Raw genomic sequence first — 25,518 nt, 5'->3', positions numbered from 1 at the left:
AAAATCTAGTACATCTATTGAAAGAAATTAACGCTCTTCAATTGGAACGTATTTTTGCATGCCTGGTCCTACATATTCTGCACGTGGACGAATTAAACGATTGTTTGCATATTGCTCTAAAATATGTGCAACCCAACCAGAAGTACGTGATACTGCAAAGATTGGTGTGAATAAGTCATGCTCAATACCTAATGAATCGTATACAGATGCAGAGAAGAAGTCAACGTTTGCTGGTAATTTCTTTTGCTCTACAATCATATCGTGAATTTTAACAGACATATCATATAATTCTGGTTTACCAGTTAATTTTGTTAACTTTTCAGACATTACACGTAAATGTGGTGCACGTGGGTCCCCTTTGCGGTATACGCGGTGACCAAAGCCCATGATTTTTTCTTTATTATCTAATTTATTTTGTACCCATGGCTCAACATTATCAATTGAACCGATTTCAGATAACATTTTCATTACTTGCTCGTTTGCTCCACCATGTAAAGGACCTTTTAATGCGCCAATTGCAGCAGTTACACCTGAGTATACGTCAGAAAGTGTTGCTACACATACACGCGCTGTGAATGTAGATGCGTTTAATTCGTGGTCAGCATGTAATACTAACGCTTTGTCGAATGCCTCTACTTCGATTTCTGCTGGCTCTTCACCCTTTAACATGTATAAGAAGTTAGCTGCATAGCTAAGACCAGCTTTTGGAGCAACTGGCTCTAAGCCTTTACGAATACGAGAGAATGCTGTTACTACAGTTGCAATTTTCGCCTGTAAACGGATTGCTTTGCGGTAGTTTGCTTCCGGATCCATTACATCTGCTTCCTCATCAAACACACCTAATAGTGATACAGCCGTGCGCAATGCCGCCATTGGATGAACTGTGTTTAATGGGTATGTTTTAAACTGATCAAGAATAGCTTGTGGTACAGCCATATTATCTGCTAATTGTTGTTTTAATTCAGCAAGCTCGTCCGCTTTTGGTAAACGAGTATGCCATAATAAATAAACTACTTCTTCAAAGCTAGCATTGTCTGCTAAATCATCAATATTGTACCCTACATATGTAAGTGTATCATCAATAATTGAACTAATTTTAGACTCTGCTGCTACGATACCTTCTAAACCACGTGTTGCTGTCATAAATAATCGCTCCCTCATTTTTTGTTGACTGTGTTAGTGCTTCTATACACTAACTTTCATTAATGAACCTATAAGTAAATCGCTTACATGATTCATTATAATCAATTTTGACGGCTTTGTGAATGGAAAGTAACTATTTTAAGAAAAAAAGGTATTAGGAATGAAAAATAATCATTAAAGGAGAAAAAAATTACACCAATTATATTTCAATAAATTCTAGGCTAATTATTTTAAATATACTAGTGATATAGTGGAAGTCGGAATTTTCTATTTAATTAAGATGACACGGGTGTTGATAATCAAAAATACACAAATATGCCTAATATTTGTTCAATCAACGGTCTTGTTAAAATAATTTTTGATAAAATTATATTAAGAGGTGGAATAGTGCACAATGCTCATTTGAAGTTTTTAACAGTTGAAAGCATAATAAAATATCTCATTATTGCTAGTTATTTATTACTGTCATTTCTTCTATTACCAATTTCTCTTGCCCTGCTCTGCGCTTACTTGCTGTATCCAGTTGTCCAACTTTTTTATAAGAAATTTCACCTTCCGATTATCATCAGTATCACTTTAACGACAGTCTTATGTTTAGTCATTGTTTATCAAGTATCTGCTATTCTATTCCAAAGCTTATTAACACTCATTCCTTATTTTAAAATGCATTTAGATGCTTTTTCAGAACAATATGCTGATTTATTATTTTTCCCACTATTGCTTGAAAAATCATTTTCTTTTATTGATTCAATAATGATGACGCTCGTTAGCATTGCTCAGCATACTTTTGGCTATTTATTTGAATTTTTCATATTTCTTATTGTCTTTTATTTTTCCTTGTTCGAGTCAAGGAAAAATCGCTTATGGTTTTTTATTTATGTACCGAAAAAATATCGCACTGAGTGGCAGCATTACTTCAAACGCGCTCTTCATATTTTTTCTTATTTTTTATTCGTATCACTCCAACTTTTTATAATGACTTTCGTTTTATTAAGTGTTGGATTTTACTTGTTACGCTTTGAAAATCCGATTAGTAAAGCATTATTAATATCCTTTGCTGACGCATTACCATTTTTCGGCATCGGCATTTTTCTTATTCCATTAATCATTTACTTTTTTATTATTGGACAAAAGTGGCTGTCTATTGCACTCATCGCACTCTACCTTTTCATTCAATTATCGAGGCAGCTTGTAGAATCCATCGTTTGGGCATCAACATTTCAATTGCGCATGGTGCATTCCTTCGTAATTAGTGCTGCCTCTATTTTATTATTCGGTGTATATGGTATTCTGCTCAGTCCGTTTTTCTTGCTAATTGCAGTAAAAATGCGCGAAAAATCTATTTTTGCTCGATAATAATTTGAGTGCTCTTCATCTTTTTTCGTACCCAATTAAAAATAAGCGGCTTCATTAAATTTCTCGAAAATGGCATCAGCAATACTAATCCGATAATATCTGTTAAAAAGCCCGGCAATAATAATAATACTCCGCTAATAAATAGTGCAAATGCCTCTACCATCGCTACACCAGGCGGCTTTCCCTGCGCCATGCTCTGTTGAATTGACTGGAAGGAAGCAAGTCCTTTATTTTTCAAAATGAAAGCACCGATTGCACTTGTTGCGACAACTAATAGCAATGTTACAAAGACGCCAAGTAGCTTACCAACAATAATAAATGTCGCAATTTCTGCAAAGCTTAGCGCAATCAGCATAAGCAATAATTTTTGCATACGAGCACCTCCTACTTATATATTTAATACGAACTATTAATAAAAAAGTTTCATCAGTGCTTGCGTAAAAAAGACAAGGGCTGCTAGAAAGTCAGATGACAATCCGACTTCCTAAACAGCCCTTTTTTTTATAAAACGCTTGCGTGTCCTTTATAAATAACACCCGTTTCAGCGTCCATCGTAATTTCTTGCCCTTGGCGAATCAATTCAAGTGCATCTTTTACGCCTACAATAACAGGAATTCCAAGGCTTAGACCTACAACTGCCGCATGGCTTGTTAAGCCGCCCTCCTCAGTAATAATACCCGCGCATTTTTCTATAGCAGGCATCATTTCGCGGTCTGTGCCAATTGTTACTAAAATGGCTCCCTCGGTATCATATGCTAATGCCTCTGCTGCATTACTCGCAACTACTGCTCTTCCTACTACAGATGCTTTACCAACACCTTGACCACGTGCAAGTAAGTCACCGATAACATGCACTTTCATTAAATTAGTTGTACCAGCTTCTCCAACAGGTACACCTGCTGTAATAACAACAACATCACCGTGGTCAACAAAGCCATGCTTTAATGATTCATCAACAGATAGCTCTAAAATTTCGTCTGTTGTTTTTACACGTTGACATAAAATTGGGTTTACACCCCATACCAATGTTAAAAGCTGTGCAGAATTTTTAGAGCCAGTCACCGCTACAATTGGTACACCTGGGCGGTATTTAGCAATCATTTTTGCAGTATTTCCACTTTCTGTTGGTGCTAACACTGCCTTTACGCCTAAATTAATTGACGTATAAGCTACCGCTTGCGAAATTGCCTCTGTCATATTTGCTTCTTTTTCACGACTGCGCATCGCAACAATTGAGCGATAATCTAATGATTGCTCTGTTCGCTCTGCAATTTTATTCATCGTTTGTACAGATTCCAATGGGTAAAGCCCCGCTGCTGTTTCACCAGAAAGCATGATAGCGTCTGTACCATCGATGATGGCATTAGCCACATCACTTGCCTCGGCACGCGTTGGACGTGGATTACGCTGCATAGAATCTAACATTTGTGTTGCCGTAATAACAGGCTTTGCTGCTTGATTACATTTTAAAATGAGCGATTTTTGTACTAACGGCACTTCCTCAGCAGGGATTTCAACACCTAAATCCCCACGTGCAACCATTAAACCGTCCGACACTTGGATAATTTCATCGATATTATCCACGCCTTCTTGGTTTTCAATTTTAGGGATAATTTGAATATGCCCGCCGTTATTTTGCTCTAGTAGCTCGCGAATTTCCAACACATCACTTGCTGTACGTACAAAGGATGCTGCAATAAAATCGATGCCTTGCTCAATACCGAATAAAATATCTTGTGCATCCTTTTCTGTAATACCTGGTAGCTTAATCGATACGCCCGGAACGTTAACACCTTTTTTATTTTTTAATACCCCTGCGTTTTCCACAATCGTATGGATTAAACCTTTTTCAGTATCTTTAGCTAATACACGTAGCTCAATCAAACCATCATCTAATAAAATAATATCATTTTGGTTTACATCATCGATTAATTCTGCATATGTAACAGAAAAGCTAGTTGCTGTTCCAACAACCTCTGTCATTGAAATATCGATTACTTGACCTGTCACTAAATGTAGCTCACCATTTTCCATCGTATGTGTACGAATTTCTGGTCCTTTTGTATCTAATAAAATTCCGATAGGCTTCCCTACATTTTCAGCCGCATCACGAATTGCCGCAATACGCACAGCATGTTCTTCATGCGTGCCATGTGAAAAGTTCAAGCGCGCAACGTTCATACCTGCTTCAATTAACTTTTCTAACATTTCTGGAGATTCACTTGCCGGTCCAATCGTACATACTATTTTTGTTTTTCTCATAAGTTCACTCTCTCCATTTATTTAATAATCACTTACACCTCGGCGTAAGTGCGTCTAGATTTTTTCAAGCTTGCCTGAAAACTCCTCTTCTAAATCTATGACATCCGCCGAAGCTTTGACCAACATGATGATGGTCACCCAGTCGTTGCGCGCATGTAGTGGCGTACTTAGACTGAGTTCCTTCTTATCAGCAAGTATTAGGACACCAGCCGAAATCAGCAAAATACTTACATTCATCTCACCATCTGTAGAGGTGGAGGACTTGCAAAGAAATTAAATCGATAATTCCTTTGATAATGTGTACAGGCTTACATCCGCCATATGTTTATTTTCATATGCCTCTTTTAAATCATAATCTACGATAGCGTGGTTTCGGATGCCTACAGCGCGTCCTCCTTTTTCCTCTAGAAGAAGCTCTACCGCTCTCGCTCCAAGCCTTCCAGCTAATACACGGTCACGAGCAGATGGGGCACCACCTCTTTGCATATGACCTAGCACCGACACGCGAATTTGTACACCTGTTCGCTGCTCTAAAATTTTACCTAGCTTATGTCCAGGCATTACACCTTCTGCAACAATTATAATACTATGGCGTTTACCACGAGCAGCACTTCGCTCTAAACGCGCAATAATATCTTCAAGATTAAACTCTTCCTCAGGAATAAGCACGGATTCTGCCCCAGCTGCCAAGCCTGTCCAAAGGGCTATATCACCCGCATTACGTCCCATTACTTCCACAATAAATGTATTTTCATGACTTGTCGCTGTGTCACGAATTTTATCAATTGCTTCAACCGCTGTATTAAGTGCTGTGTCAAAGCCAATTGTGTACTCTGTACCAGGTATATCATTATCAATCGTTCCAGGAATGCCTACGCACGGAAAACCTTTATCAGTTAAGCTCATTGCACCACGATATGAACCGTCACCGCCGATTACAACTAAACCTTCAATCCCTTCAGCACGTAAATGCTCAATTGCTTTATTTTGCATGTCATCCTCTTTAAATTCAGGAAAACGAGCCGAGTAAAGCATTGTGCCACCACGTTGAATGATGCCACCTACCGAGCCTAAATCAAGCGGCTCGAAATTACCATTATAAAGCCCTTCATAGCCGTAGTAAACACCTACTACATCTATTTTATGATAATGCGCCTTTCGGACAACGGCACGAATGGCAGCATTCATCCCTGGCGCATCTCCTCCACTTGTTAAAACAGCTATTTTTTTCACAAAAATCCCTCCTCTACTCACCTACTACCACATTATCATGAATATAGTTCTTATGTAAGCTTTCAACGCCTTTATATATACTATTTTACAAAAAAATAATAATAATAGCTGTTCAGAATATATTATTTCTGAACAGCCTGCGCTTTAAACATCATTTGTCATTATAGCTTTACAATCCAGTCGAATTTATCTTCTACTGTGCCGTTTTGAATACCTGTTAACGTATCATAAAGCATTTTTGTTACTTCACCGATTTGCCCATCATTGACAGTGAGCTTCATATCTTGCCATTTTAATTGCCCGATAGGCGAAATAACCGCAGCCGTTCCTGTGCCGAAAGCCTCTTCTAAAGTACCTTCTTCAAATGCCTGCACAATCTCATCAATTGTAATACGACGCTCTTCAACATCAAAATTATTTGATTTTAATAAATGTAGCATGGAGTCCCGCGTAATCCCTGGTAAAATGCTGCCATTCAAAGCTGGCGTAATCACTTTTCCATTAATTTTGAAGAAAATATTCATACTCCCTACTTCTTCAATATAGCGGTTTTCCTTACCATCTAACCATAAAATTTGCGAGTATCCTTCCTCGCTTGCAAGCTCCTGCGCCTTTAAGCCGCTTGCGTAGTTACCACCTGTTTTCGCTTCACCCGTGCCACCTACTACAGCGCGAACATATTGCTTCTCAACTACAATTTTCACTGGATTAATACCTTCACTATAGTAGGCCCCAACTGGAGACATAATAATAATGAAATGATAGTTTTTAGCTGGTGCAACGCCTAAAAACGGCTCCGATGCAAAAATATACGGTCGAATATAAAGCGATGCCCCCGGCTCACTCGGCACCCACTCTCTGTCAATCGCAAGCAGTTGCTTTAGCGCTTCAAGGGCAAATTGTTCATCAATCGCTGGAATACATAAGCGTTCATTCGAAGCATTTAAACGCTTAAAATTGCGCTCTGGTCTGAATAATTGAATGTCACCATCAGCCGTTTTATAAGCCTTCATGCCCTCAAATACAGATTGTCCATAATGGAAAATCATTGCAGACGGGTCAAGTGAAATTGGCTGATACGGAATGATACGTGCATTATGCCATCCTTGCCCAAGCGTATAATCCATCATAAACATGTGGTCAGTAAAATATTTACCGAAGCCTCGTTGTTCAGCAGTAGGCTTTTGTTTCGGTGTTAAAGTTAGTTGTGTTGTAATTGTGTTCGTTGACGACATATTGCTATCCCCTGTTCCATAAAATCGATTGCACCTCGGTCTGCTCTCGTTTAGATTTTTTCAAACGATTTAATCTTCAATCGCTACTAGACATGCCAATTGTTAATTGACATACTTCGTATAACTACATGTCAAAATCTGCACGATTCACCAGAGGTTTTATTTTGTTTCAGTGCGTATACTTCATCCCGCTGAATCAAAATAAGTATATGTCTATCCTAACACGCTTTTACAATGTTGTATGCTATAAATTCAGATTATTCATTAATTTTCAATAAATTGACCAATCGCTTTGAATTTTTCATAGCGGTCCTGCACAAGTTCCTCTGCATTTAATACTGTTAATTCCTCAAGAGTAGTTGTTAAATGCTCCCTCATTGCGCTTGCTTGCTTCACAACATCTCGATGTGCGCCACCTGCTACCTCAGGAATAATAGCATCGATAATCTTCATGTCCATTAAGTCTGGTGCTGTAATTTTCATTGCTTCTGCTGCCTGTTTTGCTAAGCTCGCATCCTTCCATAAAATAGACGCTGCTCCCTCTGGCGAAATAACGGAGTATGTGGAATTTTCAAGCATTAAAATACGATTTGCCACACCTAACGCTAACGCTCCACCACTTCCTCCTTCACCAATCACAATGCTAATAACAGGTACTTTTAAACCTGCCATCTCAATTAAATTACGTGCAATTGCCTCACTCTGACCACGCTCCTCAGCAGCCTTACCAGGATATGCGCCCTTTGTATCAATAAAGCAAATAATAGGGCGTTTGAATTTCTCCGCCTGCTTCATTAAGCGCAACGCTTTTCGGTAACCTTCAGGATGCGGCATACCAAAGTTGCGTCGAATATTTTCCTTTGTCGTCTTTCCGCGTTGATGCCCAATAATCGTAATTGGCTGCCCATTAAACGATGCGATTCCGCCAACGATTGCCTCATCATCTCCAAATAAACGGTCACCATGCAACTCAATAAAATCCTCGAAAATAGCATCGATATAAGCTAATGTCGTAGGACGCTCAGGATGTCGCGCGACTTGTACACGATCCCACGGCGCCATATTCGAGTAAATAGATTTTTCTAATTGCTCAAGGCGTACTTCTAGCTTCTCGATTTCACCGCTCATATCTACATCTGCATCTTGTGCAATATGTTTTAATTCATCAATTTTTTCTCGTAGTTTAATAACAGGCTCTTCAAATGGCATAATTTTAGACATGTGCCGTTTCCCCCTTACGATGTAACTTGACAATTGTCGCTACTTTATCACGCATTTCATGGCGATGGAAAATAGCATCTAATTGTCCGTGTGCTAATAAAAACTCAGCCGTTTGGAAGTCATCTGGCAATTTTTCGCGTACTGTTTGCTCAATCACACGTCGACCTGCAAAGCCAATTAGCGCTTGTGGCTCCGCAATATTGAAATCTCCTACTGAAGCAAAACTTGCCGATACACCACCTGTTGTTGGGTGTGTCAAAATTGAAATATACAGTAAACCCATTTCACTATGACGGCTTAATGCAACACTAGTTTTAGCCATTTGCATTAAGGATAAAACACCCTCTTGCATACGTGCACCACCACTAGCAGTGAAAATAATAAATGGCACTTGTAACTCTGTCGCCTTTTCAATTGCACGTGTAATTTTTTCACCAACTACGGAGCCCATCGACCCCATGCGGAAATGGGAATCCATAATCGCCACAACAACCTTTTCACCTTTTAACGTACCAACACCTGTTAAAACAGCTTCATTCAAGCCTGTCTTCTTTTTATCCACTTCAATTTTCTCAACATATGCTGGGAAGCCTAGTGGGTTTGTTGTTTGCAAGTGGTCGTCAAATGATGTGAAGCTGCCTTCGTCTAAAAAGATTGCCACACGTTCCTGTGCTGTAAGCTTTAAATGATGTTGACAATTTGGGCATACTTTTAAATTTTGTTCAACCGCCTTTGTCACATGGATTTTGCGACATTCGGGGCATTTTGTCATTAAATCTTCCGGGAAATCCTTTTCCTTCGTTGTACTAAAGCTGCCTTTTTGTTTCTTTCTATTTACTGAAAATATATCTCGTATGGACACTAGACATCCTCCTTATAATTCATCCTGAATAATTTCTATCCATTCTTCGTATGCTTCAATGGCCCCTTTTATGTAGCCCATTTGCAATGATTTAATAAACATTTGAAGCGCCTTTTTTTCTCGCTCTGTCACAAGATGCTTGAAAGTTTGCGAACCATAGGCTAAAAGCTGAAGCCATATTTTTAATGCTAGACGATTCGCAGAAGCGATAATACACTCCCGTAAAATATCCTCTCGCATCAGCTCCTGCTGTAGCTCAATTTTAATAAACAAGCTTTCCCATACTGGTAAAGTTCGTAAAGACTCATTTCTACAAATAATACGAATTGCTTCCCGCTCATGCATTTCACGTGTTGCATGGACATCTTCGATTGATTTCGTTTCTTGTAAAATAAAAGAAGAGAGTATTTCGATTAGTTGATGATGGTGAATCGACGCTAAAAACGTCCCTCCCCCGTGACGTGTTTCAATTAAGCCAAGCAACTCTAAACTGCGTAACGCTTCTCGTACAGAAGAACGCCCAACGCCTAGTTGCTCTGATAACACGCGCTCTGAAGGTAATTTATCGCCCGGTTCGATCTGCTGTTCACGAATCAACACTCGAAGCTCTTTGACAATTTGCATAAACATTTTTTTATTTTCATTCATAAATGTCAATACTTCTCCTCCATCTTTTTACGGCTAATTTTTTTACTATGTAAAATTTTAGAAAATCCTTGCAAATTATAGAGAGCATGCAGCAGTCATCCACATACTCCCCACGTTTTTTACTTATAGGTGCGATTTTTAACAGTTCCACTGTTTAACACAAAAGTGGTCTGACCACTTTTGTACGTTTCCAATATACATAAGTTTTAACAAAAAGTAAAGAAAAAACTGTGCAAAGTACAAAAATTTGTACCTCGCACAGTTTTCATCACTGTAATTATATTTCTTGTATACGCATAAGTTTTACTTTTAATTGCGGTTTACCGAATCTAAATTCAAGTACGCCCTCTACATAGGCGATATGGTTTACTTCAAGCTGCTGCTGAACTACTGTAAATTCCTTTGGGAACAATGTAGCAGAGATGCTGCCATATTCATCCTGTAGCTCGACAAATGCCATAAGCTCTCCTTTTTTTGTACGGATTTGCTTTATTTCTTCAATAATGCCAAGTATTTTTACGTACTGACCATCTCTATGCTTATGCAAATTATACGTCGTGGCATTGACTTGAATTGTTGCTCGCCATTTTGTGAGCGGATGCTCAGATAAATAAAGACCTAGCACTTCTTTTTCATATTGCAATTTTTGTTGCTGTTCTAAAGGCTGGACCGCTGCTAATTTAGGTTTACCAACATTAAAATCTACATGCTTTCTAGCAGCCTCAATAGAAGCAAGGAGCACAGCCCGATCCAATTTAAAATCATCTAAAGCCCCCGCCTTAATAAGTGGCTCAATGGCCTTTTGCTGAAACACAGCAGTTGACAACGAGCTCGCTAAATCAAATAAATCTTTAAATGGCCTATCCATCAAATTTCTTGCTTCAATCAAGCTTTTTAAAAAAGGCTGTGACACGTTTTTAATCGCAGATAAGCTATAGCGAATTTGACCATTTTCCACCTTAAAATGGCGTTCACTTTTTTGAATAGAGGGCGGTAAAATAGTGATTCCCTTCGCTTTTGCTTCAATTAAAATTTGCACAAGCTTCTCTGTATTGCCTGTTGCATTCGTTAATAACGCTGCATAAAAATTTACAGGATAATGTGCCTTTAAATAAGCCATTTGATAGGAGATTAAACTATAGGCGACAGCATGACTTTTAGGAAAGCCATAATCAGCAAAGCGCACGATTAATGCATAGACTTCATTTGCAACTTGTGGTTCATAACCTTTTTGCTGTGCACCAATAATAAAACGGTCGCGCCCGCGCTCTAATGCTTGACGATTTTTTTTACTAATGGCGCGCCGTAAAATATCCGCTTCACCAATCGAGAAGCCAGCCATCATATGAGCAATTCGCATTATTTGCTCCTGATAAATAAGCACCCCATATGTTTCCCCTAATACCGGCTCAAGCGCTGGGTGTGGCATCGTCACCTGCTCCTGCCCATGCTTTCTCCGTGCATACGTAGCAATAAAATCCATTGGACCTGGTCGATATAAAGCATTCACTGCCACAATATCTAAAAAATGCGTTGGCTTTATTTCTCTTAATGCTTGGCGCATCCCTTCAGACTCCAATTGGAAAATACCTGCTGTGTCCCCTGCCTGTAGCAATTTAAACGTTCGCTGATCCTGTAATGGAATATCCTCAAATTTTATTTCCTTGTCATGCGTATATTGCACAGAACGACGTATTTGCTCTATAATCGTCAAATTACGCAAGCCTAAAAAATCCATTTTTAATAAACCTACTTGTTCAACTTCAAGCATCGGCCATTGCGTTAAAAATATTTGGTCATGCCCTTCTTCGATTGGGACTAACTCTACAAGTGGGATGGGACTTAAAATAACACCTGCAGCATGTGTTGAAGCATTGCGTGGCAATCCCTCTAATTTCTGCGCTGTAGCGAACCAACGCTGGCGCTCTGGCTTCTCTTCAATCCAATTGCGTAAGCTTTGCGATTCATTATAAGCATCTTGTAGCATAATCCCCGGCTTATTCGGAATCATTTTCGAAATTTTCTCAAGCTCTGTTGGTTCAAACTCTAACATTCTTGCCACATCGCGCGCTACCGCCTTAGCAGACAATGTACCAAACGTAATAATTTGAGCGACATGTTGCTGCCCATACTTATTAGCCACATATTGAATAACCTCTTGCCTCTTCGTATCAACAAAGTCAATATCAATATCAGGTAGTGTCACACGCTCAGGATTTAAAAAACGCTCAAATAATAAATCATACTGCAGTGGGTCAACCTGTGTAATTTGCAGCGCATAAGCAATAAGTGAACTAGCTGAAGAGCCTCGCCCTGGACCAGTTAAAATTTGCTGCTCTCTAGCAAAGCGCATAAAATCCTCGACAATTAGAAAATAATCCGCATAGCCCATCGAACAAATAACGCCTAATTCATGCTGCATACGCTGCTCGTAGACAGCAGGCAACTGCGCGCTTTGCAATCTGTGCTGTAAGCCAATTAATACGCGCTCACGCAGTAATTCCTCTGCTGTTTGCCCACTTGCAACGGGAAATTTCGGCATAAATGTCGCTTGCTGCTCCATTGTGACATGACAGCTCATGAGCACCTGCTCTGTTTGCCTGAGCCATTGTGGACGGTCGGCAAAAAATTGCTGCCATTGCTCCTTAGATAGTACGTAACGATGCTTTAATTTCAAATTAAAGGTTAAGCCCATTTTCACACCCGTATCAATTGCTCGTGCTATTTCATAGGCAAAATGGTCATCCTTTGTCATAAATGTACTTTCGTGAATAGCCATTATCTTTACAGCGATTTGCTCGCTTAAAAATACAGCGTCCTGCTCATTCGGGGCTGCTACCTCTAGTCTTTCAATACCTATAAAAAGCCTCTCCGCAAAAAGCTGCTTTAGCTGCTCTGCTAATTGCCGGTTATCATTCTCTAGCCACCTTGCTTCCTCAGCCAATGCAGGAATAATCGCAATGCAGCCGTCCGCATAGCCCGCTAACCAACGAAATGGCAATGTTTCATCTTTTCGAATGGCCACACTGCTACTAATTTTTAAAAGATGGCGGTAGCCTATATTATTTTGCGCATATAAAATTAGTGGCAAATTTATTTCCTCTGCAAATTGCACATTCACCACTAACCCGACAACTGGATGAATACCAGCCTTTTTCATCTCGTGCCAAAAAGGCAGAAGGCCATAGAGCCTCGAGTTAACGATAGCACATGCCTCTGCCTTCTGTTGTTGTAAAAAAGGGATAAGCGCTTCAATTTTTATTGTACTTTTTAATAAATCAGCGCTCGTTCTTATTTGTGGATAAACTACCATCTTCATCCCCCTTACATTAATAATTCCTACAAAGCGCCTGCAAATCCCAAATAATGCGCTCTGCCTCTTCCCAGGAAGATGCTGAAGCACCCGATGCTAATGGATGTCCCCCACCGTTGTATTTTTTAGCCAGCTCATTAATAACAGGTCCTTTTGAACGTAAACGCACGCGAATCGTATCGCCTTCTTCAATAAAAATTACCCATGCGCAAATGCCCTTCACATTACCTAATGAACCTACTAATAATGAAGTTTCTGATGGTGTCACCCCATATTCCTCCAATACATCCTTCGTAATTTTTATTGAGGCTGCACCATTCTCATCCATTTCAAAATACTGATAAAAATAGCCCTGTAGCTGTAATAAATGCGGCTCCATTTCATACATACCATCGAACACTTCATTGCGGTCAAAGTCATATTGGATAAGCTGTGCCGCTGTTTCAAATGTTTTAACTGTTGAGCTTGAAAATAAAAATCGCCCCGTATCTCCCACAATTCCGGCAAATAATAAACGTGCCGCTGCATCAGGGAAAATCCAATTTTTATAATTTCTCCCCTCTTCATAAAAAGCATAAATCATTTCACTTGCAGAACTTGCACTTGTATCAACCCATAATAAATCGCCATATCGGTCATCATTTGGATGGTGGTCAATTTTTATTAACATATCGCCAGATGCATAGCGCCCATCATCAATACGCTCCGTATTGGCTGTATCTGTCACAATCACTAATGCGCCATCGAATAATCCATCTGTTACCTCATCTGGCATCGCTAAAAATGTAAGCGATGGATCATGCTCTCCAACAGCGTATATTGCCTTCTCTGGATAATTTGCTTGCAGTAGCTCCTTTAAGCCAAACTGTGAGCCATACGCATCAGGGTCAGGACGTACATGCCGATGTATAATAATTGTATTGTACTGCTCAATTGTGTCGATGATTTGACGTTTCAAGTGTTTTTCCTCCTCATTTCAAGTGAAATCCGTTCGCATTTTCTTCAAAAAGTTTGTACAATAGTAACAGCTTTGCTTTACGGGAGGTTCACTATGTTAAATTTAATTTTTGTTTTCTTTATTGTCGTATCATTCGTGTTTTATTTTTATTATAAGACAAAACAATTTCGTTCAACACTACCGATACGAAAAAAATGGTATACAGCAAAAGCCGGTGTTGCACTCGGCGTTTTTATTATCGCATTCGGACTGAACGCAACAATTATTTACCCAACAGCCGTTGGTTATGGTGTTGCCGTCGTATTCGTCCTAGTGGGCGCAGGTTTAGCATATAATAATTACAAACGCGCTCGCCATGAAGGTAAATATGTACATGAAGAGTACGAGCTTAATCAATAAGAGTCATTTTCTTATGCTCAAAAAAACAATGTCAAGGGGTCGTCTGAAAAGTCATTTTTAGACGACCCCTTTGCCATCTAGATAGTGGCATTTATTGTGATAATCATAGGAGGAATTTTTCAGCAAAAATATAAATGCTAGGGCTATCGGAAAGCATATACTTTTCCAACAGCCTTGCGCTTTTATAGTATAAGCGTAAGACCACCTGTCATGCTAGCGCTCTAATAGCTGGAATGTCATCATCGCTTTTCCTACTAATACTGTTTCGCTAAATACTTCAAAATCCATCTTAACAAATTTCCGGCTCATATCTAAAATGCGTGGCTTCACTGTAAGCACACTCTCCATTTGTACAGGCTTAATAAAATAAATCGTCATATTTTCTGTAACGGCTTCACCGCGCTTGCGCTTTTTCAAAGCGAAGGAGCCTGCTTCAGCAAGCAATGTTGTAAACGCTCCGTAGGAAATACCACCAAATTGATTCGTCATTTGAGGTGTAACAGTAAACTCTACCGCAACCTCATCATCATCAATCATCTTCATTTCATTTTTCACTAAATCATCAATTGTTTCGCCTTGATGCGGCTGACGTTGTGCAAGTTGCAATGCCTTTAGCACATCCTGACGACTAATAACCCCTTGCAAGGAACCATCATCATTAATAACAGGTAATAAATCAATACCTTCCCAAATCATGCGATGACCTGCAGAGGCTACACTTGTTTTCATAGAGCCAGCAATCGGGTTTTTTGTCATTACCTTTTCGATTAACTCCGTATCTTCTTTGCCGATAACATCCTTTACCGTTATCATTCCTACAAGCTTTTGTTGGCTTGTCACAACAGGGAAGGCTCCATGTGTAGTGCGCTTGTTTTGCTCTCTAAAATCATGCAGTGTTTGGTCATTTTGTAAAACAGCCGTTTCTTCAATCGGCACATAAATATCCTCGATAAGCAAAATATCTTTTTTAATAAGCTGGTCATAAATGGCTCTGTTAATCATCGTTGCGACTGTAAAAGTATCATAGCTCGTTGAAATAATCGGTAATTCCAAGTCATTCGCCAATTGTTTATTTGTATCTGTCGTATCAAAGCCACCTGTAATTAAGACAGCTGCCCCTGCATTCAAGGCATGCTCATGTGCCTGTATACGGTTACCAACAATCAGCAAGCTTCCCGCATCTGTATAGCGCATCATATCATCGAGCTTCATCGCGCCAATTACAAATTTTGTTAATGTTTTATGTAATCCTGTTTTACCACCTAGCACTTGCCCATCTACAATGTTTACAATTTCTGCAAATGTCAAACGCTCAATATTTTCTTTTTTCTTTTTTTCAATACGAATCGTTCCAACGCGCTCAATCGAGCTGACAAGACGACGATTTTCCGCCTCCTTAATAGCCCGATATGCAGTCCCCTCACTTACCTGCATTTCCTTTGCAATTTGACGAACTGAAATTTTCTCCCCTACAGGCAACGACTCAATATACTGCAAAATCTTCTCATGTTTTGTTGACATACAATCACCTATTTCCCTACATTCCTACCTCCTAGTGTATCATATTTCTTAATATTGCATACAAAACAAAAATGCATTTCATTTGCTCAAACAATCATTTTTTACACACTACTAAAATTTAAGAAAAAAGCCTATTATTTTGCTGCCCATTCGAGAGAGAGTGAAGCGTAACAGTTTTCCATTGCGGTAGGCGCTCTTTCCATGAGCTTAAAAGTAGCGCTACTGACTATGCAAACAAAATAAAAATAATTCTGTCAATTTTATAACATAGCTTTCTATTGTTTAGTATACTTAACATATGGGAGGGATTGTTATGTTACATATAAAAAATGCACAAATTCGTACTGGAACAGGTGCGGTAATAAATGGAGATTTATTAATTGAAGATGGCAAATTCAAAGAAATTGGTTCAATTTCTTCAAGCCTAGAAAATGTGAAAACAATTGATGCTGAAGGTAAAATCATTACACCGGGTTTAATTGATGTGCATACACATCTCGGTGTGCATGCTGAGGGAGTTGGCAAGGCAGGGCATGATTTCAATGAAATTAGCTCTGAATCTACACCTGAAGTTAGTTCATTAGATGGGATTCAGCCACAGGATATCGGCTTTGATGATGCTAGACGAGCTGGTGTGACAACAGTTCAAATTATGCCCGGTAGCGCTAATGTCATCGGTGGTGAAATGGTCATTGTAAAAACGGCTGCCAAATCAGTTGTCGATGAAATGATTGTTAAAAATCCCTCTGGCTTGAAGGCTGCAACAGGAGAAAACCCTAAAAATACGCATGGGGGCAAAGGCAAGATGCCAACAACACGTATGGGCGTTGCAGGGCGCTTACGTGAAATGCTCATTGCTGGGCAAAATTATTTAGAGCAGCGTGAATCTGGGACATGCAATCGAAATTTAGGTCTAGAAAATATCGGTAAAGTTTTAAAAAGAGAAATTCCACTCCGCATTCATGCGCACCGTGCAGACGATATAGCCACAGCACTGCGCATTAAGCGTGAATTTAATATCGATATGACAATAGAGCATTGCACAGAGGGACATTTAATGGCTGATTTTATCGCCAAGCATGATATTCGTGTATCAGTAGGACCAACAATGTCAGCTCGCTCCAAAAATGAAAACTCACAAAAAGGCTGGCATACACTTATCGCTTTACGCGAAGCTGGGGTCCCATTTTCAATTACGACAGACCATCCTGTCGTTGGTATTACTCATTTATTAACGAGCGCTATCCTCGCGATTAAGCACGGACTTACAGAGGAGGAGGCACTTGCCGCTATTACCCTAAATGCCGCAAAGCATTTAGGGGTCGAATCCCAAGTGGGCTCTATTGAGATTGGCAAGGATGCCGACTTTGTCATTTGGAATGGTGACCCATTCGATTTGCGCACAACGATTCAGCAAACTTATATTAATGGGAGCTGCGTCTACAATGCCGCGCAATAGACACTAGCGTTGGTCTTTTTTAACTTCTTTCAGCATTTTTTTGCGACGAGTACCGCAGGAGCACAATATTTTTTGTATGGCTCATATTTGTACTAATAGCAAGGCGGCAGATATAGAAGTCCCCAACCATTAGAGGTGGGGGTAAGCATTAGAGCGATTTCAGCGGGGTGTCCAAACACTCGCTGGAATCGCTTAAGTACGTCACTTCCTATAACACCAACTTCATGTTGGTCAAAGCTCCAGCGGATGTCACAGATACCAAACAGCACGAAGAAATCTTTATCAATTACGCCTCCGCGTAATTGATAAAGATTGCCCGAGGAGAATAACAAGAACATTTCTCAAAATAAGTCCCCCTCTTTTCTAATAAGCTAACATTTTACTCAAACACTATTATCACCTTCGTCTATCAAGCTAGCTAGTGCACGACTTGTTGGATGCCTCTTTCCCCCTCATAGCTTTACATAATCGCCCGCTTGTAAAATTTGCACTTCTGCTCCTTCTACTAAATTAGCGAAATGCTGTGGGTCTTGTGCTATTGGCGGGAATGTATTGTAATGAATCGGAACGACAATTTTCGGCTTTAACAAAGATACCGCATATGCTGCATCCTCTGGTCCCATCGTAAAATTATCACCAATTGGTAAAAAGGCAACATCAATTGGATGTCGCTCTCCAATGAGCTTCATATCACCAAAAAGGGCTGTATCTCCTGCGTGATATATTGTTAGCCCCTCTGCCATGAATAAAATTCCGCTTGGCATACCTGTATAAATAATTTCGTTTTTTTCAGTTACATAAGAAGAGCCATGAAAGGCTTGTGTAAACTTTACTTTGCCAAAATCAAATTGTTTCGCTCCGCCGATATGCATATTATGGACATTTACACCTTGCCAACCAATAAAATCGGCTAATTCATTTGGCGCAACAACCAACGAATTATTCGCTTTGGCAAGCTCAACTGTATCACCGACATGGTCATTATGCCCATGCGTTAATAAAATAACATTAGGCTTTTGCTCCTCTACTTGTAAATCTGTGGCTCCATTTCCTCGAATAAATGGGTCAATTAAAATCGTTGTATCATTTGTTATAATTTTTACAACAGAATGTCCATGGTAAGATATTTGCATGTATAATGCCTCCTTTTAGAAAATGCTTACATAAAAATATATTCTCTATATCTGCAATTTTCCCTCTTTTTTGATATGCTAATAGGGTATCAATTATATTTTGACGACTGCTGAGGCTTTGTACCAATATACTGTTGGTCATTCCACTAACAAGCGTCTAAGTGAAGCACTGCACTGTGCTTCTCACCACCCAAAAGGTGAAAGTACGGTCAATACATTTAACTATACGGAGGTCCTATGGATGAGTAAAATTAAACATTTACAAAATTATTTACAGCAAAATAATATTGATGCTGCCTTTATCACAACACCTGACAACGTATTTTATTTTTCAAATTTCAAAAGCAATCCACATGAGCGCTTACTAGGTGTAGTCGTTTTCAAGGAGGCAGCGCCGTTTTTAATTTGCCCGCAAATGGAAGTACCTGATGCAAAAGCAGCTGGTTGGGCTTATGATGTTATCGGCCATTTAGACACGGAAAATGCATGGGATGTTTTGGCGAAAAAAATTGCCGAGAACAACATCGCAATTACAAAATTAGCAATTGAAAAATCTCATTTAACAGTAGAGCGTTTAGAAGCGCTAACAAGCCTTTACCCAGCCGCATCATTTGAGCGTCTCGATGACCAAATTAATGCTATGCGTGTTATTAAAGACGAAGATGAGCTTATAAAAATGCGCGAAGCAGCGAAACTGGCTGATTATGCAATTGAAGTAGGCTGCAAAGAAATTGCGGAAGGTAAAACAGAAATGGAAATTTTAAATGCGATTGAATCAGCTATTAAAGCAAAAGGCTACTCTATGAGCTTTGATACAATGGTATTAGCTGGTGAAAAATCTGCTTCTCCACACGGTACACCGGGTGACCGCAAAATTAAGCGCGGTGATATGATTTTATTTGACTTAGGCGTTGTTTATGAAGGCTATTGCTCTGATATTACACGTACAGTTGCTTTTGGTGAAGTAAACGAGGCACAAAAAGAAATTTACAATGCGGTACGCGAGGCGAATGAACGAGCAATTGCAGCCGTAAAGCCTGGTGTGCGTGCATGTGATTTAGATAAAATTTCACGTGATGTTATTACAGAGGCTGGCTATGGTGAGTATTTCACACACCGCCTAGGACATGGCTTAGGGATTTCTGTGCATGAGTACCCTTCCGTAACAGGTACGAACACATTTGCCTTACAACAAGGGATGGTTTTCACAATTGAACCGGGTATTTACAAATCGGATGTAACAGGTGTGCGTATTGAAGATGATGTAGTCGTGACAGCAGATGGCGTTGAAGTGCTAACAAAGTTCACTAAAGAGCTTGTCATTTTATAAGTAAAATACCATTTAAAAAGTGCGTGTCCGAAACTGATTTAGGACACGCACTTTACATTTACTACAATTTTATAGCTTTTTTATCCCGCATTAACGGGCAGTAAGCCTCCCATTTCAAGGCTTAAGTGAAAATACGCTAAAGGATAAGTGGGAGCGTAAAAGCTCGATTGGTTCAACTAACAATCAATGGAGGATGAGAAAAACCCCCATTGATTAAAGTTTCACTTTATTTTATAGCAACCCAAGCTCGTTGTTTTTCCATTTGCACAGCAATCTTTTGCCTGAAAAATTCACTCAAGCATGCAGCCGTTAAATGTTGTTCACGCAAGCCTTGTGCAAAAATCCGACCATCTCGCATTAATAGCGTATGGCTAAAGCAAGGAAGGATTTCTTCAACATGATGTGTCACATAGAGCAACGTAACATCGCCTTTATCGGCAATTTGTGCAATCGTCTGCAACAAATTTTCTCGTTCAATTAAATCAAGACCTGAACAAGGCTCGTCCAAAATAAGTAACTTTGGCTTTGCCATTAAAGCGCGCGCAATTTGTACTCGTTGACGCTCTCCCTGTGATAAAAACTCAAATGCTGTATTGGCTAAATGACGGATGCCAAATTGCTCAAGTAAACCAACAGCTTCCTCGATTTCCTCATCAGAAACCGATTCAAATAAACGAATGGCTCCGAACTTTCCTGATAAAACAATTTCAATAACTGGATCTAAACGATTAAATTCTTCAATCATAGCTGCACTGACCCAGCCAATTGACTTACGAACTTCACGCATATCCGCTTTCCCATATGTTTCACCTAACACTTGAACGACACCTTCATTTGACCAAATATAGCCATTTATTACTTTTAGCAATGTTGTTTTTCCACTGCCATTCAACCCTAAAATTGCCCAATGCTCTCCGCGCTGTACTTTCCAACTAATATCCTGCAAAATCGTTTTCCCGTTACGATATAACAGGAGATTTTCAATTGCAATCATTAAGCTAATGAATTTAGTACTTCATCGACAGGCGTGTATGATAAACCTTGGTCTAAAGCTACTGCCTCATAGACGATTTTGCCGTCGATTGTATTAATACCTAATTTAAGAGCAGGATTTTCATTGCACGCACGCACATAGCCTTTGTTCGCAATTTGTAATGCATATGGAACTGTATTATTCGTTAATGCAACTGTTGATGTGCGTGGCACAGCACCAGGCATATTCGCTACTGCATAGTGAACGATACCGTGCTTCTCATACGTAGGGTTATCGTGTGTCGTCACACGGTCACTTGTCGCAAAAATACCACCTTGGTCAATGGCAATATCAATTACTACTGAACCTGGCTGCATTGATTTAACCATTTCTTCTGATACAAGTTTTGGCGCTTTTGCACCTGGAATCAATACTGCCCCAATTACTAAATCAGAATTTTTCACCGATTCGGCAATGTTAAATGGATTTGAAATCAATGTTTGCACATCGCGACCAAAAATATCCTCTATTTGGCGTAGACGCTCTGGGCTTAAATCGATAACAGTTACATCCGCCCCCATACCTACTGCGATTTTCGCAGCATTTGTACCAGCGATACCACCACCAATTACAGTGACTTTACCACGCTGTACGCCTGAAACCCCACCTAATAAAATGCCTTTTCCGCCATTTGTTTTTTCTAAGAATTGTGCCCCAATTTGTGTTGCCATTTTCCCAGCTACTTCACTCATTGGTGTTAGTAACGGTAAAGAACGGTTCGGTAACTGTACTGTTTCATAAGCAATACCGACTACTTTCTTTTCAAGCAATGCAGCAGTTAACTCTGGCTCTGGCGCTAAATGTAAATATGTGAATAAAATTAATCCTTCATGAAAATAGCCATATTCGCTTGCAATTGGCTCCTTTACTTTCATAACCATTTCTGCCTTCCACGCATCCGCGGCTGTTGGCACAATTGTAGCCCCAGCTGCTACGTAATCAGCATCTGTAAAAGAAGAACCTAATCCAGCACCTGTTTCAATAATTACTTCATGTCCTGCGTGAACGAGTGTAACAACTCCTGCTGGTGTCATTGCAACACGGTTTTCATTATTTTTTATTTCTTTCGGTACCCCAATTTTCATAAACTTTCTCCTCCTCTTCAATATGGAAAAGTAATCGCTAACAATTACTCATAAATCCACATTAATTCTATCAATTTTCTTTTAAAAAACAAACTTAATTTTTGAAAAAGATGATCAACATCATAATTCCAAATTTATATACTCTTATTTATTTTCTGAATTTTGCATAAAATAGGCTGCTTTAGACACAAAAATTTCTTTTGTTTACCTATTTTACTCTATAAGTATTTTCATAAGTAAAAATTTTGCTATAATATAGTTATACACATGTAAAGGGGAGTTATTTATGGCAAATCATTACCAAAATATCGTAGTAGCAGTAGATGGTTCTAAAGAAGCAGAATATGCATTCCGCAAATCTCTTGATGTTGCAAAGCGTAATATCGGTTCAACTCTTCACTTAGTAAATGTTATTGATACACGTTCATTTGCAGCGGTAGAAGCATACGACCGCTCAATTGCAGAACGCGCTCAAAAGTTTTCTGAAGAATTATTAAATGGCTACAAGCAACAAGCAATCGATGAGGGTGTTGACAATGTTAAAACTTTAATCGAATACGGCTCACCAAAATCAATTATTACAAAAGAATTATCAAAACTTGTAACTGCAGACTTAATCATTTGTGGTGCTACAGGTTTAAACGCTGTAGAACGTTTCCTAATTGGCTCTGTATCTGAAGCAATCGTTCGTTCTGCTAACTGTGATGTACTAGTAATTCGTACACCAGAGTGATTTTTAAACAAAAAGAAAAGTCCGAAAAGCGTGCTATGACACCGCTTTAGGACTTTTCTTTTATTTTACAAGATTTTTCTTTACCTTTAAAGCGAATAGCTAGTGTCCTCTCGCCGCAAAGAGCTGAATTTTATTTGCTTTCCTTCCACATTTGCACTTTTTCAAAAAACATTGCTAACGCCTGCTTATTTGACATATTTGGTACTTTAGCTAATAGCACCTCGCGAGGAGCTCGCAATTTTTTATGCTGTTTTTGCAATATTAATATACTTTTTTCATGTGCCTTTGAAGAAAATAATGTTTCAGGTAATTGAATGACCGCTTGAATCCAAGCATGGGTCTTTAAATACTGATGCAGCTTTTTTGCCTCCGCACCTTCAAAAAGATTAGCTGGAATTAAGAAAAATAAATATCCGCCGTCCTTCGTATAGCGGATTGCTTGCTCGATAAATAAGTAATGGGCAAAGCTCATTCCTTCTGAAGCGCAAAGCTCATAATCCAGCGCTACTTCCTCATTCGGATAATAGCCGACAGGTAAATCGCACACAACCGCATCTACTGGATCGACTAATAGCTTATCCAATGCGTCTTGACGATAGAGCGTTACTTGCTGCTCAATTAAATCACCTGTTGCTGCAGCTAAACGAATAAGCAGCTCATCTACTTCAATGCCTGTTGCTTGAATTTTCCCATTCTGCGCGTTCATCATCGTATATAGTAAATTTCCTGTACCCACTGCTAAATCCAGTATAGATATAGTCCCTTCAGCTAATTCTTTTTCAAAAAATTGCTCAACGAAATAGCTAACGAGCAGCCCCAAAGTATCAGGTGTCATCTGATGGTTTGGCTGAGAGCCTTTGCGCATACCTTTTAATATGGCAATCTGAATCGCTTTGCGCATCTCCTCTTTCGTAGCACCTTCTACCTCCCAAGAAAAGACCTCATCAAGCGTATCCTCCAACGTGCTAAGCAAAGCTTCTAAATAGGTTTGCTCCTGCTTCTCCTCACGTTTTTCTGCCTCACCATTTATATGCATAAAAATTTGTTCAAACTTTTCCATAAGCAATCCTCTCTGCACTTCCTCTAATGCCCTTTTATCACTATGAAGGAAAGAAGGGGCGTCCAAAAAACGTGCGATGCACTGCTTTTTGAACGCCTCTTTTTTTAAAATGTTATTTTGTTAATGCTTTAACTGCTTCAATTGCAGCTTCATAGTTTGGATGGTCTGTTGCCTCTGGAACATATTCAACATATGCTACAGTGCCCTCTGCATCTACTACGAAAACAGCGCGTGTTAATAGGCGTAATTCTTTAATATGTACGCCGTATGCTTCACCAAATGATGCATCGCGGTGGTCAGATACAGTTTGTACTGCTTCGATGCCTGCTGCACCACACCAACGTTTTTGTGCAAATGGTAAATCCATCGATACAGTGTAAATGACAACATTATCACCTAGCTCTGCTGCCGCCTCGTTAAATTTGCGTGTCTGTGCATCACATACACCTGTGTCAAGTGAAGGTACGACTGAGAATAATCGAACTTTACCCTCAGAATCTTTTAATGTTACGGGTGATAAATCATTTGCTAAGACTGTGAAGTCAGGTGCTTTGTCACCAACTTTTACTTCATTACCTAATAATGTTACTGGACCATTTTTAAATGTTACTTGTGCCACAAAAAACGCCTCCTTTGTTGTGCCTTAAGTTTACTAAATATCTAGCAAGCTTTGCAACTTGTACAGCTTGTAAAAAAATAATACACGTACCAATTATGTCCCTGCTAATTCTAGTTCAGGTTTTTTGGAGCTAGTTGGTAGTAGTTAACCTCAAACCTTCATGACATGCACGAACGATTAACTGACCTACGTTGTGCAGGGCTTTCTTCAAACTTTATGACATCCACCGCCAGTCTAGCCAACACGATGTTGGTCACTCAGTCATTATTGTGAGATACGATATCCTTAGACTGAGAGCGGTTAACACTCCATCCATTGAAATAAGCCTTATGAATACATTCATCTTGCTATTTATTGAGGTGAGAGAATTCTACCCTAAAAAGTTAAATCATATATTCAATTTCGTGCTGTTGTACAGGTACCGACTGTATTTGTTCCTCTGCATAAGCACCTTCATGCACAACAATCGTATCTGCAATAAAATCTAATAAGCCTTTGTTTTTTGGTGTAAAGGCAACCGCTAAATAAGGTAAGTAAAAAATCGTGTTACTTATAAAGCGTCCAATCACTTCACGGAACAAAACTGTCAACCAATCCAGTCGCTCTCCATCAGTTCTCACAACACGCAATCCAAAAATCATTTTACCGACTGTTTGCTGCCAAAATCTTGTCATTATAGCGAAATAGCTAAAATATACGATTGTTGAAATAATTGCCATCGGCGCATACCAAGGTGTTTTCATTAAATTCCAATCCATTAAATAAAAAATGGGATTGATAACAATCGCTACTGCTGCGCTTACGATAAGCCCATCGATGATGAATGCCCATAATCGCATCCAAAAACCTGCTGTCTTTGGGGCATATTGCGTTGTTGGCGGGATAACTGTTTGCTTGTATTCCATTCCTATCCCT

23 protein-coding genes are annotated in these 25,518 nt (G+C 39.4%); 5 read left to right on the top strand and 18 right to left on the bottom strand.

Features of this window, described 5'->3' with window-relative positions:
* Positions 1–27: 27 nt before the first annotated feature.
* Positions 28–1,143 (bottom strand): citrate synthase, encoded by a 1,116-nt coding sequence (citZ, locus tag MHB51_RS00750; RefSeq protein WP_066162088.1) that lies wholly within the window; start codon positions 1,141–1,143, stop codon positions 28–30.
* Positions 1,144–1,530: 387 nt separating this feature from the next.
* On the opposite strand from citZ, the gene MHB51_RS00745 reads away from it, so the two are divergent.
* Complete coding sequence (locus MHB51_RS00745; RefSeq protein WP_235616032.1) at positions 1,531–2,499, top strand: AI-2E family transporter; 969 nt, start codon at positions 1,531–1,533, stop codon at positions 2,497–2,499.
* On the opposite strand, the gene MHB51_RS00740 is transcribed toward MHB51_RS00745, so the two are convergent.
* The 10 genes from MHB51_RS00740 to MHB51_RS00695 all read right to left on the bottom strand — a co-directional run bounded on the left by MHB51_RS00740 (position 2,483) and on the right by MHB51_RS00695 (position 14,231).
* A complete protein-coding gene (locus MHB51_RS00740) occupies positions 2,483–2,872 on the bottom strand; it encodes an FxsA family protein (RefSeq protein ID WP_066162085.1) in 390 nt (129 codons plus the stop codon). The two genes, MHB51_RS00745 and MHB51_RS00740, sit on opposite strands and share 17 nt — an antisense overlap.
* 128 nt (positions 2,873–3,000) lie before the next feature.
* A complete protein-coding gene (pyk, locus tag MHB51_RS00735; protein ID WP_066162082.1) occupies positions 3,001–4,761 on the bottom strand; it encodes a pyruvate kinase in 1,761 nt (586 codons plus the stop codon).
* A gap of 54 nt (positions 4,762–4,815) precedes the next feature.
* Positions 4,816–4,998, bottom strand: a complete 183-nt coding sequence (locus MHB51_RS00730) for a hypothetical protein (RefSeq protein ID WP_107942965.1) — start codon at positions 4,996–4,998, stop codon at positions 4,816–4,818.
* Between the two features lie 36 nt (positions 4,999–5,034).
* Positions 5,035–5,994, bottom strand: a complete 960-nt coding sequence (gene pfkA, locus MHB51_RS00725) for a 6-phosphofructokinase (protein WP_066162077.1) — start codon at positions 5,992–5,994, stop codon at positions 5,035–5,037.
* A 161-nt stretch (positions 5,995–6,155) separates the two neighbouring features.
* The gene (locus MHB51_RS00720; RefSeq protein ID WP_342472198.1) at positions 6,156–7,229 is read right to left on the bottom strand and encodes a branched-chain amino acid aminotransferase; all 1,074 of its coding nucleotides are present in this window, start codon (positions 7,227–7,229) and stop codon (positions 6,156–6,158) included.
* Between the two features lie 264 nt (positions 7,230–7,493).
* A complete protein-coding gene (gene accA / locus MHB51_RS00715; RefSeq protein ID WP_107942967.1) occupies positions 7,494–8,450 on the bottom strand; it encodes an acetyl-CoA carboxylase carboxyl transferase subunit alpha in 957 nt (318 codons plus the stop codon).
* Positions 8,443–9,312 carry an acetyl-CoA carboxylase, carboxyltransferase subunit beta gene (gene accD / locus MHB51_RS00710; RefSeq protein WP_066162071.1) on the bottom strand — a complete coding sequence of 290 codons (870 nt, stop codon included), beginning with the start codon at positions 9,310–9,312 and terminating at the stop codon, positions 8,443–8,445. The genes accA and accD overlap by 8 nt, the downstream gene beginning before the upstream one ends.
* 12 nt (positions 9,313–9,324) lie before the next feature.
* On the bottom strand, positions 9,325–9,960 hold the full coding sequence (locus MHB51_RS00705) for a GntR family transcriptional regulator (RefSeq protein WP_066164317.1): 636 nt from the start codon (positions 9,958–9,960) through the stop codon (positions 9,325–9,327).
* Positions 9,961–10,237: 277 nt separating this feature from the next.
* Complete coding sequence (dnaE, locus tag MHB51_RS00700) at positions 10,238–13,273, bottom strand: DNA polymerase III subunit alpha (protein WP_342558775.1); 3,036 nt, start codon at positions 13,271–13,273, stop codon at positions 10,238–10,240.
* Positions 13,274–13,289: 16 nt separating this feature from the next.
* Positions 13,290–14,231 (bottom strand): bifunctional oligoribonuclease/PAP phosphatase NrnA, encoded by a 942-nt coding sequence (locus tag MHB51_RS00695; protein WP_107942970.1) that lies wholly within the window; start codon positions 14,229–14,231, stop codon positions 13,290–13,292.
* Positions 14,232–14,324: 93 nt separating this feature from the next.
* Here MHB51_RS00695 and MHB51_RS00690 point away from each other — a divergent pair, with 93 nt between their 5' ends.
* Complete coding sequence (locus MHB51_RS00690; RefSeq protein ID WP_066162063.1) at positions 14,325–14,630, top strand: YtpI family protein; 306 nt, start codon at positions 14,325–14,327, stop codon at positions 14,628–14,630.
* A gap of 213 nt (positions 14,631–14,843) precedes the next feature.
* Here MHB51_RS00690 and MHB51_RS00685 read toward each other — a convergent pair whose 3' ends face one another.
* Positions 14,844–16,151, bottom strand: a complete 1,308-nt coding sequence (locus MHB51_RS00685; RefSeq protein ID WP_066162060.1) for a DRTGG domain-containing protein — start codon at positions 16,149–16,151, stop codon at positions 14,844–14,846.
* 313 nt (positions 16,152–16,464) lie between these two features.
* On the opposite strand from MHB51_RS00685, the gene MHB51_RS00680 reads away from it, so the two are divergent.
* Positions 16,465–17,610 (top strand): amidohydrolase, encoded by a 1,146-nt coding sequence (locus MHB51_RS00680; RefSeq protein ID WP_066162057.1) that lies wholly within the window; start codon positions 16,465–16,467, stop codon positions 17,608–17,610.
* A gap of 452 nt (positions 17,611–18,062) precedes the next feature.
* On the opposite strand, the gene MHB51_RS00675 is transcribed toward MHB51_RS00680, so the two are convergent.
* Positions 18,063–18,743 carry a metal-dependent hydrolase gene (locus tag MHB51_RS00675; protein ID WP_066162052.1) on the bottom strand — a complete coding sequence of 227 codons (681 nt, stop codon included), beginning with the start codon at positions 18,741–18,743 and terminating at the stop codon, positions 18,063–18,065.
* 241 nt (positions 18,744–18,984) lie between these two features.
* On the opposite strand from MHB51_RS00675, the gene MHB51_RS00670 reads away from it, so the two are divergent.
* Positions 18,985–20,073 carry a Xaa-Pro peptidase family protein gene (locus MHB51_RS00670; RefSeq protein ID WP_342558774.1) on the top strand — a complete coding sequence of 363 codons (1,089 nt, stop codon included), beginning with the start codon at positions 18,985–18,987 and terminating at the stop codon, positions 20,071–20,073.
* A gap of 226 nt (positions 20,074–20,299) precedes the next feature.
* Here MHB51_RS00670 and MHB51_RS00665 read toward each other — a convergent pair whose 3' ends face one another.
* Positions 20,300–21,067 carry an ABC transporter ATP-binding protein gene (locus tag MHB51_RS00665; RefSeq protein WP_342558773.1) on the bottom strand — a complete coding sequence of 256 codons (768 nt, stop codon included), beginning with the start codon at positions 21,065–21,067 and terminating at the stop codon, positions 20,300–20,302.
* A complete protein-coding gene (gene ald, locus MHB51_RS00660) occupies positions 21,067–22,191 on the bottom strand; it encodes an alanine dehydrogenase (protein WP_066162047.1) in 1,125 nt (374 codons plus the stop codon). Before ald ends, MHB51_RS00665 begins: the two co-directional genes overlap by 1 nt.
* A gap of 286 nt (positions 22,192–22,477) precedes the next feature.
* On the opposite strand from ald, the gene MHB51_RS00655 reads away from it, so the two are divergent.
* Positions 22,478–22,924 carry a universal stress protein gene (locus tag MHB51_RS00655; RefSeq protein WP_066162045.1) on the top strand — a complete coding sequence of 149 codons (447 nt, stop codon included), beginning with the start codon at positions 22,478–22,480 and terminating at the stop codon, positions 22,922–22,924.
* Positions 22,925–23,054: 130 nt separating this feature from the next.
* Here the strand turns inward: MHB51_RS00655 and MHB51_RS00650 are convergent, their stop codons facing one another.
* The 3 genes from MHB51_RS00650 to MHB51_RS00640 form a co-directional block, all read right to left on the bottom strand.
* The gene (locus tag MHB51_RS00650; protein ID WP_066162042.1) at positions 23,055–23,984 is read right to left on the bottom strand and encodes a class I SAM-dependent methyltransferase; all 930 of its coding nucleotides are present in this window, start codon (positions 23,982–23,984) and stop codon (positions 23,055–23,057) included.
* 112 nt (positions 23,985–24,096) lie between these two features.
* Positions 24,097–24,603, bottom strand: coding sequence for a thiol peroxidase (gene tpx, locus MHB51_RS00645; RefSeq protein ID WP_066162041.1), 507 nt, complete (start codon positions 24,601–24,603; stop codon positions 24,097–24,099).
* A gap of 383 nt (positions 24,604–24,986) precedes the next feature.
* Positions 24,987–25,508, bottom strand: coding sequence for an RDD family protein (locus MHB51_RS00640; protein ID WP_066162039.1), 522 nt, complete (start codon positions 25,506–25,508; stop codon positions 24,987–24,989).
* Positions 25,509–25,518: the final 10 nt, after the last annotated feature.

The sequence above is a fragment of the Metasolibacillus sp. FSL K6-0083 genome, assembly GCF_038630865.1.
GTDB classification, from domain to species: domain Bacteria; phylum Bacillota; class Bacilli; order Bacillales_A; family Planococcaceae; genus Metasolibacillus; species Metasolibacillus fluoroglycofenilyticus.
The sequence above is the reverse complement of the archived record's forward strand: the minus strand, read 5'-3'. Positions and strand labels throughout refer to the sequence as shown.